We start from the raw sequence: 16,034 nt of genomic DNA, 5'->3' as shown, positions 1-16,034 counted from the left end.
AGGCGACCCGATGGGATCTCAATTGTCAAAGAGGCCAGGCTGCCGGGCCTCCAGGGCTTCAAACTGTCGGCGCACATGCATGAGCGCACCGCCGGCATCCTCATCCGTCCAGATAATGCGCGGCGTAAGAAAGATTATCAGCTCGCTCCTCTGGCTGGACATGGCGCGGTTCCGGAACAGATTGCCGACCCCGGGAATGTCCCCCAACAAGGGCGTACGCGACTCATTGTCGGACGTCGTTTCCCGGATCAGCCCGCCCAAGGCGATCGTATTCGAACTTCGGACCGACACCGTGCTTGTGAATTCCAGCTTCTGGATGGTCGGGGAGTCAATTCCCGACGTCGTGGTCGGGCGAACACTCGAGACCTCCTGGTTGACCACAAGCACCACCATGCCGCTGGCGTTGATGCGCGGCGTCACCTGCAAAATCACGCCGGTTTCCCGCAATTCGACGGACGAAACGATCGGAGCATTTGTCTCCGAGACCGAAGTCGCGGTCTGCGTGACGATCGGCACTTCATCACCGACCTGGAGATGCGCGGTTTGATTGTTCTGGACCATGATCGAGGGCGCCGACAACACAGTCACATCGGTAATCGAGCGGAGCGCGCTGAGCGTCGCCGTCAGATCGGTTCCGGAGAAGGCATAATTGAAACCGGGGAAAACCGGCGCGGTCGAGCCGGTCGTCGAATCCGAGAACTGAACGGTTGAGGTCTCGTTGGATCCTGCATTCTCGAAATACCATCGCACACCAAAATCGAGGCCGTCCTCAAGACGGACTTCAGCGATTGTCGCCTCAATGAGAACCTGCGGCGGCATAACGTCCATGCGGTGAACCAGGTCGAGAATTTCCCGATATTCCTGATCTGTCGCGCGAATGATCAGTGCGTTGTTGAGTTCATCGGCAATGATTGTGAGCCGACTTTGCTCCTCACCGGGAGTATTTGTCGCTCCGTGCGCGTCATCCCCCTGGAAACGCGGCTCGATCAATTGGCCGGCCCCCGTCTGCCCACCGGCGAAAGCCGCAGTGATCTGGGTAGCCAGCGCGGAGGCTGGCGTGTTGCGAACGACGTAGTATCTCAACCGACGCTCCGACCCGGCCGACGGCCGGTCCAGACGCTCGATCCAAGCCTGGGCCTGATCGAACTGACTCCGATCCCGGGCCGTCACCAACAACATGTTGAGACGCGGCATGGCGATGGTCTGTATGGCATCGGTCGACATGCCGGTGCCGGACAACACCATGTCCACTTCGCTCTTGGCCGTTTCAGCAGACACATAGCGCAGCTCGAACATGCCGAACACGCGGTCTGTCAGGAATGGACGGTCAAAGAGGATGGCAGCCCGCCGGGCCGCATCGACGTCCGGGCCGGGGCCGGCGAGGACCAGCACACCGAGTTCGTCATGTGGCACGACTTCCACCCGGTCCGACAGGAACGGGTCGATCAACGTCACAATGGCGCTCGGGGTCGTATGGGTGACGGGAACAACGCGGCCACCATAGCCCAGCTCCGACGACAGGCCGGTCAGCCCCGGACGCGCCATATCAAGCCGGGTCAGCAAATAACCCTCGGCACGCTCGGCAAGCACGAGATTGGATTCACCCAGCACCGTCTCCAATGCAGCGAGCGCAGCGCGGGCAGGTGCCGGCTCGGCGGATGTCAGCGATATCCGCCCGGACACACCGTCCGCCACCATGACGGTCTGGCCCAACGCATCGCCGACAATCGTACGCACAACATCAGCGACCGGCGCATCCACGAAATTCAACCGCAGGGTCCGGCTATCCAGATCCGCGCGGCTGGGCGCTTGGCTGAGGCGAGATCCGTCTCGCGCGTCAAAATAGACAAGCCGGTCCTGGCCGGTCGCGGCTTGTCCGTCTGTATCGGCAACAGGTGGTTGCGCACCCGACTCGCTGACGCCCGTCGAACCCGCGTCAATTTCCTCGGGCGGAAGCGTCGTGCCCGGGTAGCGGCCTTCATGCACACGAGCAGCATCGGGCATGAGTTGCGCGCACCCCGGCAGGCTCAGAAAAAGCCCGCCGCACACCATACTGATTAAGACAAAACGCTGTGACACGAACCCATCCCCTCGCCGATCCTGCTGGCGCTGACCCTAGCGCTACATACAGCGCAGCTCTAGCAAAACAATCTGCGTTATCTTTGAGGACGCGACAGTGTCACGCGGTCCTCGCCAAGCTCGAAGACCGCTGTATGCGGCGTCAGCGATCTCAACACATAACCATCGAGACTTCCGCCCAACGGAATGGTGATGAGCCCATCATTCCCGCGAAACAGGCCCCAACCACCGGAATCCGCTTCCACGACCCCGACCAGCTCGTAGCGCGCCAATGGTTGTGCCGGAGCCACCGCCCGAGCTGTCGGCGCCGAACGCGGTTGCAGCGCCTGGGCAACCGCATCGCGCCAACCCTCGGGGCGCGTGTCTTCTGGGACGACGGCCGATTGCAGCGTTTCCGTCGGCTCCATCGCCGGCAAAGGCCAGACGCTGGCCCATGCCGCGCCCAACACCAGCAAGGCCGCCATGCCCGCCCATATCATGTCAGCACTGCGGCTCATTCGGCGCGCCCGATCACGTACGGCTGACGGAACTCCACAAGAAACTCGGCTTCGCCACCCGCGCCGGTGGCGATAATGCTCATTTCGGATACACGGAGTGGACGGAATTGTGGATCTTCCAGGATGGAGAAGACAGTCTCGACCGGTGCCACCCCGATCCAGACGGCATAAAGCTCGCCAACCCGCCCGGTCACAGCACTTTCGCCAATCCCGGTCGCTTGGCCAGTCTCGACACCCGCAGCCTCCAGGGCCGACAGGAACGCGCCATAACGCGCGCCGAAGGCCTCACGAGCACGCGTCGGGTCTGACATTTCCGCCATTCCCTCGACCGTTAGTTGCCGCGCGCGCATCCACTGCGCATTCGCCATTTCCGCAGTGACCAAACCCTCACTCAGCTGTGCGACCTCGTCACTGAGCGCCGCGCGACGCGCCCAACCGGTGACCGCTTGCTGAAGAGAAAGCCACGCAAACACCCCGACCAGGAGGACAGGAAGTACCACCAAAGCCCAGGCCAGCAATCGCGGCCAGGGGCCCGGAAGGGTCAGCACGAACGCCCTCATGATCCTGACTCTTCGGTCGGCGATACGTCCAGGGCAATAGACAACGAACCAAGCCCTGACTCTGTCGGAAGAATACGCACGGCATCCGGCGATTGGAGGTCGATGCGCGCGACGGCAGCCGGCATATCAGGATGTGCCATGACATCCGCCAGGCCATCCAGCAGATCGGGAAGCCCTGTATGGGACCGTGCGAACAACAAGGCCGGCTCAATATCATCCTGCGCCGCACGCTGCAGTCGAAGATGACGCACCTCCTCGAGCAACCGATCCCGCTGGGCGACAATATGGTCAGCCTCCCGCTCAAAACGGTGCGAGACAGCAGAAAGACAGACCAGAGCTGCTGCCGCAATGATCAGCGATCGCAAGACCACATTGCGCCACAGGCTCCGCTTTTCACCCGCCTTTGAATCGGCGAACACGAGCGGCGCCCCTTGTGACCGGTCGGCAACGACCTGCCATCGGGCGGCGCGCTCGCGGGCGAGGTGCCGGGCGGTCTCGACCGCCGCACGGTGTGCGACGGCGACATCCACGACAATCCGTCCGTCACGCCCCAATCCGGCCAGAGAATACGCCAGCACGGCCTGCTCCGGCGGCAAGGGAGAGTGTTGCTGCAACCTCGCCCGGAGAGCAGCATCTCCGCGGCGCGCAATAACCGGATTCACATCGGCCTGTGTGCGAAAGACCGCAGCTTCGGAAAGGGCGAGTTCGACGCCGTCGGCGCGACCACCCCGCGCCGCAGTGGTGTTGTCCGTCCGAGACAGAACACCCAACCATGAACGCAGGACCTGTCCGGTTGGCGAGAGCCGACCCTGGGGTGACAATTCATACCGGTCGGCGACAACGCGCCGCCCCAGATGCGCGACCGGTCGCGGCAGATCGCGGCGCACTTCTTCAACCGCCCAGGCGATAAGGTCGGCGACGGACTCGCCAAACACCCTTCCGCTCATCCGCAAGTCCACTAGCCGCCCCCCAGGCAAACGCCGAAGCCAGAATCGAAATCACAGTCGAACCGCGCCTGCGCCGGCACATCAAGCTCAATCCGGCGGATTGTGCCATTTATTGGCGCCAAGTCCAAAACTATGAGCCGTGGCAAATGGTTATACTCCCACCGCGAGGTCCAGGCCAACGCGTCGCGCGTTTCAGTCTCACCATAATAATAGAGGCGGGCATCGCGTCCGACGCCGGCGAGTCTGGACGTCTGTGTCATGCGGGGGCTCGAGCCGGGACCTGCCAAGGTAACGAGAACATCGTCACCGCCAAAAACGAAGTCGAGCCGCGCCAACTCGCCGCTCGCCGGCATCCGAACCCACAGCGACAAAGTGTCCGCAGTCCCGAAGACTCCGCCTCGAGCGGCTGCGTCTGGCATGGGTTGAACGCGCGTGACACTGTCCCGCAGAAGTGCTGCAAGTCGGCCTGCCGTTTCCCGCGACTCCACATGTTCGCGCACGCGGGCCTCCGCAAGACTGACAGCCCTGACCGCGGGGGCCAGCAACACGGCGAGCAGGGCAAGCAGCCCAACCGTGATCAACGCCTCGAGGAGCGTAAAACCGCTATCCCGGTTCATGCGGGCTCCCTCCGAAGTCCGGCGCTCTGGTTGTCTCTACATAGACAAGGCGGACCTGCCAGCCAGGCAGATCCGCGCGTTCCAAGGTCACACCGGTCAGCACCGCTCCCGTGCGCGGATCAACAGGTCGGTCGACCGGCATGAATTCAATCCGCCAGTCCGGATATCGTCCCGAGAGCGCGTCAATTGGCAGACCCGCCCGCAATCGGGATTCTATGTTTTGCGCCTCCAATAGTGCCTGTTGCACCTGGTCCACCTGGCGCGCACCCCGCGCCAGATTTGCCAGCCCCGCCATGGTCGCCGTCAATACGCCAGCCGCAATCGCCAGCGCGACCAGGGCTTCAAGGATGGCGAATCCATCATCACTGCGTCGATCGGTCGACATGAATTTGCCCCGAGATTGGATCTAGCCTGACGACGCGCTCAGCGGACTCAAGTCGCAACACAATTCTAGCCTCTTCCCGCGACAGCGGCCGCCCGGCCATACTCAGCATCCCTGCATCGCGCCAACCACGACGGTCGCGCCTCTGCCAGTTCGCAGCAAGTCCGCTCGGCCACTCCCGATCAACGGAGAGCGCATCGATGCGATACCCGAACTCGGTCACGGTGACCGGCACGGGCGCCGCGCCGCGCCGCGCCAGGAGCTGGGCTTGCCGCAAGTCATCGACCAGGATTTCGGCGACTTGATCAAGCCGCCCCGCCGCACCAGGTCCGCGTAGCTGGCTCGCGACCAATCCTGCCGCAAGCGCCAAGACAACCAGAGCCGCGAGCATCTCGAAAAGAGAGAAGCCGTGATTGCCTCTGAACGCGGTCATCGGTCAGCTGCGAAACAGGTCACGATCCTCTCCTTCGCCGCCGGGCTCACCGTCCCGCCCGAGACTACCGATGGTAAAACGCTCGCCCGTCTCGTCCAGGGTATAACTATAGCGCACGCCCCAAGGGTCCGTGAGTCCCGAGGCATTGCGCATATAAGGCCCCTGCCAGCCCGTGGCGTCTTCCGGCGGCTCAACGAGCGCGACGAGGCCCTCATCCTCGGTCGGATATTCGCCCAGGTCGAGATAGTATAATTCCAGCGAGGTCTGGATCGATGCCAGTTGCGCCGTTGCGACATTCACCTTGGAGCGGCCGGCATAGCCGATCACACGCGGCGCCACGATTGTGGCCAGAAGCGCGATAATGACCAGCACCACCAGAAGCTCGAACAGCGTTATCCCGGCCTCCTTGGGAGGTCGGCGGCATTCAACCTTCGACTTAGAAAACAGCATCATTAAGACTAAGTACTCCCGACATAACCGCGGCGATAACGCCTGCGACGCATATCCCGAGGATGGCAACCAAAATCGGCCCGAGCAACTCCAGAGCCCGGCTCAGCCGCGACCGTGCCATTCGTTCGTATCGATCAGCGGTTCGCAGCAGAAAGGTGTCGAGCTCACCGGTTTCCTCACCAAGGCGAACCTGACGTACCAGGTCATCCGGCAGGATATTCTGCTCATCCAGGGCGCGCGACAAGGTGATTCCGGCCCGGATCCGATCCGCGGCCCGCGACATCCCATTCCTCATACCCGGATCACCGACCGCGTCGCGCGCTACACTTTCAGCGCGATTCACGGGCAGGCCGGCCTTCAGCAGCACACCCAGGGTTCGCGCAAATGCCGCAGCATCCAGTTTCCACAAGGCCTGCCCGACGATCGGGATGGCTCTTCGGAGCCGACTGGCGCCAATCGGGAAACGGGCAAGCACCGTGCGCGCCAACCAGGCCAGTCCGACGAGTCCGACGGGAATCCAGACCGCATAGATGCGCAGAAAAGCACCGACGGCGATTACAAAGCGGGTTTCCGGCGGCGGCTCGACAACCGCATCGGCGAAGATTGTTTCGAACTGCGGGAGAACAATAAAAGCGAGAAACACCAGGGTCAGATAGATCAGACAAACGAGGACGGCCGGGTAGGCCAGCTGCCCGGCGAGGTCCCGCTTGAGAACCTGCTCCGCCCTCAGACGCGCTGCGAGATCAGACAATGTTGCCGCCAGCTGCCCGGATTCTTCACCGGCTGCTGTCATGGCGACGAGTATGCGGGGTGGACGCGCCGGATCGCTTCTCATGGCTTCACTGAGCGAACGCCCTCCGCGTACGCTAGCCTCAAGACGGAGAATGAATCCCCGCAGGACACGCCGCCCCTCCCCATCAGCCAAGCTCGCCAAGGCATCATGAATCGGCAAAGCAGCACCAAGCAGTTCCGCAAGGTCTTCCGTGAAATCGGCGATGTGGTTGCCTGTCAGCCCGCCAGCCTGTTGCGAGCGGCTCGCCCAGCCGAGGGCGATAATCTCAACCGCGACCACGCCGCGCGCTGCCAGCAGCTGGTGGGCCTGCGCGGAGCTGCTTGCCAGAATTTCACCCCGTTCGACCCCGCCGGATGCGTTCTCTGCGAGGTAACGCCAAAGTCGCAGATCAGACAATGGACTGCTCCGGGTCGGCCTGGCCCGTATCCTCCAGCGCCCGCATTAGCTCGTCGCGCGTCGTCAGACCTTTTTCGCACAGGGCCAGGCCGTCTTGCCACATGGTTTTATACCCAGCGCGTGCCAGCACAGGGATGAGGCCGGCCTCGCGCCCGCCATCGCGGATCGAGGCCCGAACATTGTCGTTCACGCGGAAGGCTTCGGCGACGGGCATTCGACCCCGAAAACCGGTCTCGTCACAATGATTGCACCGCGCGCCACCACACTTCTCGCATGTTCGGCGCACCAAGCGCTGACCGACGACGCCGACCAGGGTGGCCGCAAGCAAGAAATCCTCAACCCCCATATCCCGCAGGCGGCTGATGGCGGACGGCGCATCATTCGTGTGCAATGTTGACAGGACCAGGTGGCCCGTCATGGCGGCTTGAATGGCAGTACGCGCCGTTTCCGCGTCGCGGATCTCGCCGACCATGACCACATCCGGATCGTGGCGAAGAAAGGCCCGCAAGGCGTTTGCGAATGTCAGGTCGATCGCGGGATTGGTCTGCGACTGTGCCACTCCCGGCAATCGATATTCGATCGGATCCTCAATCGTCAGAATCTTGCGCTCTCCGTTCGCGAGGCGTCGGAGAAAAGCATATAGCGATGTCGTTTTGCCCGAACCGGTCGGACCGGTAACAAGGATCAATCCATGCGGCATGCTGAGCATGGCCTCAATAGGCTCGCTGACGGCAGCCGAGAGACCAAGGTTTTCGATGCCCCGCAGACTCGCTTCGGGGTCGAGCAAGCGCAGGACGAGGCTTTCACCATACTGGCCGGGCACGACAGACACGCGCAGGTCGATGGTGCGGCCCGCGACCGGCATCGAAAACCGTCCGTCCTGCGGCCGTCGCCGCTCTGCGATATCCAGTTCGGCCAGAACCTTTACCCGCGAAATCACTGCAAGCGCCTGGGACGTTGGCCAGGCCGCGTGATCCTTCAACACGCCGTCAACGCGAAGGCGTATCTGAGCTTCACGATGCCGAAGCTCGATATGGATATCCGACGCGCGCGCCTCGGTCGCTCGTGCGATCAGGCCGTCGAGGCGTCGCACCACCGGACCGGCAGATGCGAGATCGCGCAAGCGCTCCGCGTCAAGACTGACATCAAGCATGCCATCGGCCTCGTCGTCATCAGCGCCGGCCTCGGACCTCAACCGATCCGCACACAGCGCGCTGAACAGAGACTGGGTTACGACGACTGACTCAACCGACCGGCCGCCAACAAATCGAACACCTTCAACGGCGGCCCGATTGGCAGGATCAACGAGCCCGACGACACACGCCTCATTGCGCAGGCCCAGCGGCATCACTCGTTCGGCGACCAGAAAGTCGGGATTGAAGTCAGTCAGGTCGAGTGCGGTATCCAGACCACGGATCTCGTCAATGCTCTCCGCATGTTCGAGACCCGTCTCCGAGGCGAAAAAGGCAGCGATCCGGGACTCGCTGACCAGGCCCGCACGCGTCAGGACTATATCCAGCGGCTCCCGCGATCCGGCTTTCAAAGCCGTCGCATGCGCAGCTTCCGCTCGGCTCAACATCCCCGCTTCCACGAGACGGTCAAGCCGCGTCTGTTCGAAATCATCGCGCGATCGGGTCATCTCGTTCCAGCTTAACTCGCGCTATCGTTTGAAGCGAGCGTCGCCGCCAGATCACAGACCTGGCGGCGACATGCCCGATTGGCATCCCGATGAGCGACGCAGGGTCCGACGCGTCAATGCATGGACAGCGGCAGTCGGATCCGCAGCATGGCATTGTTTGCTTCGAATTCACCTTCGCCGAGGCCGATCATCGACACCTCACCCGAAATACGGCCGCCATTCGACATTTCAACCGTCAGGCCCAATCTCGCATCGCCGCGGAGATGGCCCAATGTTTGAAGCGTACCCGCAGCGTTGAACACGTCCGCATCGTCATAGTCATAAAGTGCGGTGATGTTCAGGTACGGCTCGACATACCCGCCGTCCGCATTCTCGAAGCGGTACGCCAACTCCGGCCCGGCCGACAAGCGCCCGATCGTGATGGTCTGTCCGGGAATGAAGATGCCAAGCGTATCCGTGTAGGCATCCTGGCTTTCATGGAAATAGGCCAGACCGATGCCAGGCGTGACGCGCCAACCGCCATGGAGGATGTCACCGGCCAGATTGGCCTCGATCAACCAGCGATCCGTTTCGAAATTGTCCGAGTAGGTGCCAATCGGGTTCACGGAGTTGTCTGACCGACCCCAAGCCGCGCGCAGATCGAAATACGTCCGATCCGACATCCGAGCGACCATGTAGGGGCCGACCATCCAGCCATTGCCTTCGACCGCGCTATTCCAGTCGCCCGTGGTCATGTCCGTCTGGTCATACTGGATCAAAATACCGGCGAGGACGTTCTCGGAGACCATTATATCAGTCCCGACATGAACGATGGAGAAGTCCGCGTCAGACCCCAGCCCTGCCCGGTTGTCGGACACACTCGAAACGCTGGCCTGCATCCAGATATCCAGACTGGACATTCCGGTCCGGCCATTCAGGGAGAAACGCTCGGCGCCCGGCTGTTGCGGCGTGGTTTCTTCCACGGCCTGACGAAGCGCGCTGAGGCTTGTCGACAGTTGCGCGTCGAGTCGACCATCGCGGAAATCAGCCGCGAAAAGGTTTGGTGTTGCCGAACTCCGGTTGCTCCGCATGCGGCCCGCCAGTCGCGGACTATTGGTCAGGATGAGATCCGCACGTGTTGCCATGAAATTGCGGATCGCAGACAGAGTCACGCCGCGGATGTAATCCTCATTCCGCCGATTGGTGAAAGTGCAGACCATGTTTTCTTCGGCATCGAGGTCGATGGTGATCTGACCATTGGCCAGATCATAAACATTGCCGCCATCCAGATCGCCGTCACAGGACAAGGAAGCGATATCCCAGCCTTCGGCCGCCAATTGCGTCAAGGTATAACGACCGCGCAGCACATCGTTGACGGTGGTGCTCACACTGCCGCCGGCAGTGGTCACACTCTGTCCGTCCAACGCGGCAAGCGTGGACGCGTAGGAGAAGCTACCCTCGCCTTCTTCCGGTGCCGTCGTGCGCGTAATGATCGTCAGGTCACCCAGGCGTGGCTCGATCGAGATCGCCACCGGGATGTTGATCGTTTCCAGCGTGTTGGCTTTGCTGTTGCCGCCGCGTTGCGCTGAAGGACTGACTTCGACCACCGTGATCGTGGCGCTGTAGTCGCCAGGTTCGAGGTCCAACACCGCAGACGTGAAGCTGACCGTGAATTCCAGGCTTCCGGTCGCCGGAATGGAACCGGAGGTCGGATCGATCACCAGCCAAGGCTGGTCGGTCGAGGCTGTAAAGTAGAAGGCCTCACCACCAACATTCTGCAGCTCGAAGCTGCTGGTCGCGCTGGTCGGATCATCCGTCAAGGTCGGGAGTTCGATCGTCACTTCAGGGATGCTGGTCTCATCAACATCCGGCTCGGCGATTTGTGTGAACTCGCAGGAGACGGAGTCCGCCGGCCCGAGTGTCACCGTCGCACTGCCCGATGCCGGGTCCACTGAGGACGTGCCACCAGAGCAACTGATGGTATCGAGATTGAAGCCATCCGGCGTCGTCGCTGCAAAGGTGTAGCTTCCCTCCGCAAGATCTTCAAAGCTTATCGCGCCAGCCTGGCTGACCGTGGCAATTGAAAAGTCTCCAAGATCGCCACTGAAGTCGAAAACCCCATCGGTCGCGCCGGTAATGGCCACCGCCACCGACAGCGACCCACGACGCATTTCAACGCTGAACAGGTCAGCCACCGGGCTGTCCGGCAAGGCGTTGCCCGCGACGTCCGCGGCCGCGGAGACGGTTGCGTCGACATCGGTAACCATCTGGCCGCCATCGGCCACGCTGAATGTTGCCGTATAGACGGTGTCGCCCGCAGAGAAGGCACCGCCATCCAGCGACAAGGTTGCGGACACGTCCGGGGAGAAGCTGAATTCCGGCGCCAGGCTTGGGTCCATCGCTTCGCTGAAGGTTGCAGTCAGCGTGACGCTTCCGCCGACGTCCTCGAGACGAAGATCGGCATCCGAGACGACCAGGCTGGCAAGTTCCGGCAGGTTGAGATCGGCGCCGACGGTGAACTGGGCCGCGGCCGTGTTGCCGTTTCCGGCAGCATCCTGGGCGCTGTTTGCGGCCAGATCGACCGTAACATTGCCGCTCGCCGACGGCGCGATGTCGAATGTGTAGCTGTTTCCCGATCCCGACAGATTGGAGGCGCTGCCATTTCCGACAGTAAAGTGCGCGAGCACCAGCCCCGTAACGTCCTCCGAGAAGGTCGCGGATACGGTAAAGGTCCCGACCTGATCACTGGCAGGACCAGCCAGCGTCACTGTCGGCGCGGTCTCGTCATTCTCGATCGTGAACTGCGTCGCTGCCGTATTGCCATTGCCGGCACCGTCCTGGGCGGCCCCGCCAGCAACATCAACCGTCACCGTACCGTCAGCGGTCGGTGTGATCGTGGCGGTATAAACCGTCGCACTGGTCGCCGAGAAACCGGAAGCCGCACCATTGCCGACCGTGAAGTCGCCGACAACAAAGCCGGTCACATCTTCCGAGAAGGTCGCCGTGATCGTGAAGACACCCGACACCGGATCAGCCGAGCCAGTCGTCAAAGCGACCGTCGGCCCTGTTTCGTCATTCTCGATCGTGAACTGGGTCGCTGCCGTATTGCCGTTGCCTGCCGCATCCTGCGCAGCGCCGCCAGCAACATCGACCGTCACCGTACCATCAGCGGTCGGTGTGATCGTGGCAGTATAAACCGTCGCGCTGGTCGCCGAGAAACCGGAAGCCGCACCATTGCCGACCGTGAAGTCGCCGACAGCAAAGCCCGTCACATCTTCCGAGAAGGTCGCCGTGATCGTGAAGGCACCCGACACCGGATCAGCCGAGCCAGTCGTCAGAGCGACCGTCGGCGCGGTCTCGTCATTTTCGATCGTGAACTGCGTCGCTGCCGTATTGCCATTGCCGGCACCGTCCTGAGCGGCCCCGCCAGCGACATCAACCGTCACCGTACCATCAGCGGTCGGTGTGATCGTGGCGGTATAAACCGTCGCACTGGTCGCCGAGAAACTGGAAGCCGCACCATTGCCGACCGTGAAGTCGCCGACAGCAAAGCCCGTCACATCTTCCGAGAAGGTCGCCGTGATCGTGAAGGCACCCGACACCGGATCAGCCGATCCAGTCGTCAGAGCGACCGTCGGCGCTGTTTCGTCATTTTCGATCGTGAACTGCGTTGCTGCTGCACTGTCATTGCCTGCCGCATCCTGCGCAGCGCCGCCAGCGACATCAACGGTAACGGAACCGTCAGCCACCGGGGTCAACGTCGCGGAGTAATCGCCACCGCCATTGTCGGAAAAGGCAGACAATGCGCCATTACCAACGCTGATATCACCGACAACGAAACCGGTGACGGTCTCGCCGAAATCAACGGAAACGGTGAACGCGCCTGAAACAGGGTCCGCTGAACCGGTCGAAATCACCGGAGTCGGCCCGGTGAGATCCAGGGTTGATGTATTCGTGACCGCGGTCGCGGCATTGCCGGCGGCATCCGTGAGCACGACACTCACCGTCAGTGCGCCACCATTGAGGCTGGAAAGGTCAATTCCAGAGACTTGGAATTCAGACGGATCACCGGCACCTGGCACAGGAATGCTTCCCGAACCCGTAACATTCGTGCCGCCACCATCAGACGAAATCGTGTAACTGAAATCGGTCAGCGTCTCCGGATCGTCGATCGTAAACGATGCCGTTGTCGAGCTGACCGGTCCGTAGAGTGCCGCATCAAAGGCAACCGTATGGCCGGCAGGCGGCACGTCATCAGTGCCGGTACCCGCAATGCCGAACAGGAAAGGGGCTTCATCCGTGTCATCGTTCGCAATCGAAACCGTCGCGCTGACATCGCCTGCCGCGGACGGATCGAATTGAATTGTGAACGTCGTCGAACCGGAGGCAGCGACACTGGTCGAAGGCTGGACTGTCACCGTGAAATCGGCCGACCCCGAAATCGACACGGCGTCACTGCCCAGCGTCAGAGCCGCGCCACCATCATTGTGGATGGTGAAGCTTGACGAAGACATGGCTCCGGCAACGGCGAGACTTCCGAAATCAGTGCCATCAGCGACCGATGGCGTCGAGTCGCCGAAGGCAATATTGACGGTGTCGGTTCCGTCAGCGAGACGAATTTCCGGCAGCGCCGTACCAACACCGGCGATCGCGAAATCATAGCTGGCCTCGTCGGCGTCATTGCTGGTCACCGTGACAGTCGCACTGCGCGACGCGGCAACTGACGGGTCGAACTGAATCGTGAATGTCGTGGTCGCACCCGGCGTCAAACTGCCTGCTGCGGCTGACGTTATCGAGAAATCGGCTGCGTCAGCCCCCGACAGGGCCACGTTTGTGATCGTAAGCGTATCCGTACCCGTATTCTCGATGGTGAAGGTCCGCGACGTAATACCCGCAGCCACATCGGTCGGCACGAACTGGGTATGATCTGCCAGGCCGGGCGTAACATCGCCATCGGCAATCGAGAGGGAGTTGCCCTGAACATCGATCTCCGGATCACCGGCGACGGCATCGAATGCGAAGACGTTCGACAAGGCATTGTCATCGCCTTCGGCGTCCTGAACGACTGCCGCCGGAAGGAAAACCTCAACCGCCCCGACGCCGGTCGGGGTAACCGTCAGCGTCCAGTCGGACCCGGAGCCCGAGAGCCCGCTCGACGTCGCATTGGTCAGGTCAAAATCACCGGCAACCAGGCCGGTTACCGGCTCGCCGAAGCGCACCCCAAGATCACGAGAGAAGGCCACGCCCAGATCGGTGGTATCGCCCGAAATCGTGACACTGGGCGGCGTTCCGCCCGGCACATTGACATCAAAACTGTCGGACGCGGGGTCAATCGTGACGGCCCCATCATCCGAGCGGGTCGCGGTCAGATTGCCGGTTGTATTGGTGTAGGTGCCGCCCGTAGCGCCGGCTGGCACGCTGATTGTAACCGTGAAAGCACAGGACCCCTCCGACGCAAGGTTACCCCCGGTCAGGGAGAGGACACTCGTGCCCGAAAGACTCGAACCGGCGCCACAGACATCCGCCATCGGCAAACCGGTCGCGACGGCGCCACTCAACATCGCGTCGAGATCATCCGTGAATGCGATGCCAGTGACCGTGAACGCGCCCGTCGCAGCGATGTCGAACTCGACATCTATTGTGTCACCAGGCGCGACCTCGGCTTCGGCGAAGGTTTTGGTGAATTCGATCGTGCCACCAAGGCCCTCGGCAAAATCAACAGCCAGGGTGTCAGCCGCCCCCGTATCCGTGTAGCTCACGCCGTCGAGCGTATAGGTCAGACTGGTTGTGCTAAATCCATAACTCCCCGCGGCCAAGGCATCGTCGATCTCGATGAGCAGATCGAAACTGCAACTCGCACCCGCCAGAACTTCCATCGAAGACAGCAGGAGATAGCGATCGGCGCTAAAGAAAGACGCAACAGAACTTGCGCCACACGGCGTCACGATGGACGGCACGCCGACAAAATCGGTGTCGGATGCTGCGTCAATGTCCAGAGCGAAGGAGCCGAGCGTGAGATCGTCGTCCGTATTGTTGGTCAGTGTGAAGCGCAGGGTCGCCTGGTCCGACACATCAACCGGATTACTGACGAAGACCGCCGTGAAATCCACATCGTCTCGCGGATCACCATCGACGTCGTAGACCACGCTATACACATTTGAACCGGTATTTGCATTGCCCGACTGGTCGACCACAGTGGCGGCCGGCAACTCGACGGTAATCGGCGTTCCGGCGCCTGTGGGCGTGACCTCGATTGTGACCGAGGAAACATCATCACCCGACTGTCCGCCATCCCCGCCGAGATCCGCAAAGGCGACGGTCGCGTTCGTCACGCTCAGATCGGACACTGAAAAACCGTCAATCTCCTCCGCATACAACCCCAACTCGACAAAACTGATGCTGACATTGAAGGCCGCATTCACCGGGCCGTCAGGCCCGGCGATCACGGGCGCCGGCGCGCTGCTATCAACACCGACCTCGATGTTGAAATCCGCCCAGTCATGATCAATTGCGCCGGATACAGACCCGGTTCCGGTAATATTGCTTGGCGAAACCGCATAGGCCCCCGATGCCGTCGAGACAGGCGTTGTCACCGAATACCGGATCGAACACTGCCCGCTCGGATCAACATCCGAGACGGTGACCAGGCCCAACCCGTTCGAGGCAACGGTCGGCGTACCGCAATTAAAAGTCGAGATCGATGCCAGGTCGAGTCGGGCACCGGTTATCGCCGCATCATAGTCCACGGTGAACGTCAAATCCGTCAGGACCTCCGACCCGTTGGGCCAGATAGTATGCGTGATGGCTGCGTTTTCACCGGGATCGATACGCGGCTCGTCGCCTGTTTCGTAACTGGCGGAGGAGAAGGTCCCAAAAAACTGGGCTGTCGCATCCGTCGCAACCAGCACGCCACCCGCCAGACCTGCGGCAACCATCGCCACCAATTGCGTGGCGCCGGAGGCGCGTTTTACCCGACGGTGCATCCGCGCCTCGTGTGCAGCCCAACCGAATGACGAAACGATATCCAAAATTTTGCGCATATTCCCCCCACGCGGTCCGGCGATTCGCCCGCCTGACCACAGCACACCCCGGACGATCTAGGATTCCGCCGCCAACGAAGCACCGTCAAGCTACAACCAAAGCCTGAAAGAAAAAAGTCAAATCGCCTTTCGGCTTGGCTATTTCCCACCCAACAAAGGATTTCTTGTCGAAACGCATCTCGGGACGGTGTCGGACAAAAAAGGATTGCCCCGAAAGCCTTG

Annotated in this window: 11 protein-coding genes; all 11 read right to left on the bottom strand. The window is 61.7% G+C overall.

From position 1 onward, the window contains the following. Positions 1-18 precede the first annotated feature (18 nt). Entirely contained in the window at positions 19-2,004 is a 1,986-nt protein-coding gene (gene gspD / locus C7435_RS15425; RefSeq protein ID WP_170150507.1) for a type II secretion system secretin GspD, read from the bottom strand. A gap of 152 nt (positions 2,005-2,156) precedes the next feature. Further along, entirely contained in the window at positions 2,157-2,576 is a 420-nt protein-coding gene (locus tag C7435_RS15420; protein WP_121212384.1) for a hypothetical protein, read from the bottom strand. Then, positions 2,573-3,136 carry a hypothetical protein gene (locus C7435_RS15415; RefSeq protein ID WP_121212383.1) on the bottom strand — a complete coding sequence of 188 codons (564 nt, stop codon included), beginning with the start codon at positions 3,134-3,136 and terminating at the stop codon, positions 2,573-2,575. The genes C7435_RS15420 and C7435_RS15415 overlap by 4 nt, the downstream gene beginning before the upstream one ends. Next, positions 3,133-4,083, bottom strand: a complete 951-nt coding sequence (locus C7435_RS15410; protein ID WP_147422728.1) for a hypothetical protein — start codon at positions 4,081-4,083, stop codon at positions 3,133-3,135. Before C7435_RS15410 ends, C7435_RS15415 begins: the two co-directional genes overlap by 4 nt. An 11-nt stretch (positions 4,084-4,094) precedes the next feature. Then, on the bottom strand, positions 4,095-4,700 hold the full coding sequence (locus C7435_RS15405) for a prepilin-type N-terminal cleavage/methylation domain-containing protein (protein WP_075191173.1): 606 nt from the start codon (positions 4,698-4,700) through the stop codon (positions 4,095-4,097). Beyond that, on the bottom strand, positions 4,687-5,085 hold the full coding sequence (locus C7435_RS15400; RefSeq protein WP_121212381.1) for a type IV pilus modification PilV family protein: 399 nt from the start codon (positions 5,083-5,085) through the stop codon (positions 4,687-4,689). The genes C7435_RS15405 and C7435_RS15400 overlap by 14 nt, the downstream gene beginning before the upstream one ends. After that, complete coding sequence (locus tag C7435_RS15395) at positions 5,063-5,515, bottom strand: prepilin-type N-terminal cleavage/methylation domain-containing protein (protein ID WP_075191171.1); 453 nt, start codon at positions 5,513-5,515, stop codon at positions 5,063-5,065. Before C7435_RS15395 ends, C7435_RS15400 begins: the two co-directional genes overlap by 23 nt. A 3-nt stretch (positions 5,516-5,518) precedes the next feature. After that, positions 5,519-5,968: a type II secretion system major pseudopilin GspG gene (gspG, locus tag C7435_RS15390; protein ID WP_233350806.1), complete on the bottom strand. Its 450-nt coding sequence runs from the start codon at positions 5,966-5,968 to the stop codon at positions 5,519-5,521. Continuing rightward, positions 5,952-7,154 carry a type II secretion system F family protein gene (locus C7435_RS15385; RefSeq protein WP_121212380.1) on the bottom strand — a complete coding sequence of 401 codons (1,203 nt, stop codon included), beginning with the start codon at positions 7,152-7,154 and terminating at the stop codon, positions 5,952-5,954. Before C7435_RS15385 ends, gspG begins: the two co-directional genes overlap by 17 nt. Continuing rightward, the gene (locus C7435_RS15380) at positions 7,147-8,793 is read right to left on the bottom strand and encodes a GspE/PulE family protein (RefSeq protein ID WP_121212379.1); all 1,647 of its coding nucleotides are present in this window, start codon (positions 8,791-8,793) and stop codon (positions 7,147-7,149) included. The genes C7435_RS15385 and C7435_RS15380 overlap by 8 nt, the downstream gene beginning before the upstream one ends. 113 nt (positions 8,794-8,906) lie before the next feature. Next, positions 8,907-15,812, bottom strand: coding sequence for an Ig-like domain-containing protein (locus C7435_RS15375; protein ID WP_121212378.1), 6,906 nt, complete (start codon positions 15,810-15,812; stop codon positions 8,907-8,909). Positions 15,813-16,034: the final 222 nt, after the last annotated feature.

It is taken from the genome of Maricaulis maris (genome assembly GCF_003634045.1).
Classification (GTDB): Bacteria; Pseudomonadota; Alphaproteobacteria; order Caulobacterales; family Maricaulaceae; genus Maricaulis; species Maricaulis maris.
This window is presented reverse-complemented; position numbering and strand designations above follow the sequence as displayed.

Excerpts from the sequence above, each read along its gene's own strand:
- gspD (WP_170150507.1), bottom strand. The coding sequence starts at position 2,004 with ATGCCCGATGCTGCTCGTGTGCATGAAGGCCGCTACCCGGGCACGACG.
- C7435_RS15420 (WP_121212384.1), bottom strand. The coding sequence starts at position 2,576 with ATGAGCCGCAGTGCTGACATGATATGGGCGGGCATGGCGGCCTTGCTG.
- C7435_RS15415 (WP_121212383.1), bottom strand. The coding sequence starts at position 3,136 with ATGAGGGCGTTCGTGCTGACCCTTCCGGGCCCCTGGCCGCGATTGCTG.
- C7435_RS15410 (WP_147422728.1), bottom strand. The coding sequence starts at position 4,083 with ATGAGCGGAAGGGTGTTTGGCGAGTCCGTCGCCGACCTTATCGCCTGG.
- C7435_RS15405 (WP_075191173.1), bottom strand. The coding sequence starts at position 4,700 with ATGAACCGGGATAGCGGTTTTACGCTCCTCGAGGCGTTGATCACGGTT.
- C7435_RS15400 (WP_121212381.1), bottom strand. The coding sequence starts at position 5,085 with ATGTCGACCGATCGACGCAGTGATGATGGATTCGCCATCCTTGAAGCC.
- C7435_RS15395 (WP_075191171.1), bottom strand. The coding sequence starts at position 5,515 with ATGACCGCGTTCAGAGGCAATCACGGCTTCTCTCTTTTCGAGATGCTC.
- gspG (WP_233350806.1), bottom strand. The coding sequence starts at position 5,968 with ATGATGCTGTTTTCTAAGTCGAAGGTTGAATGCCGCCGACCTCCCAAG.
- C7435_RS15380 (WP_121212379.1), bottom strand. The coding sequence starts at position 8,793 with ATGACCCGATCGCGCGATGATTTCGAACAGACGCGGCTTGACCGTCTC.
- C7435_RS15375 (WP_121212378.1), bottom strand. The coding sequence starts at position 15,812 with ATGCGCAAAATTTTGGATATCGTTTCGTCATTCGGTTGGGCTGCACAC.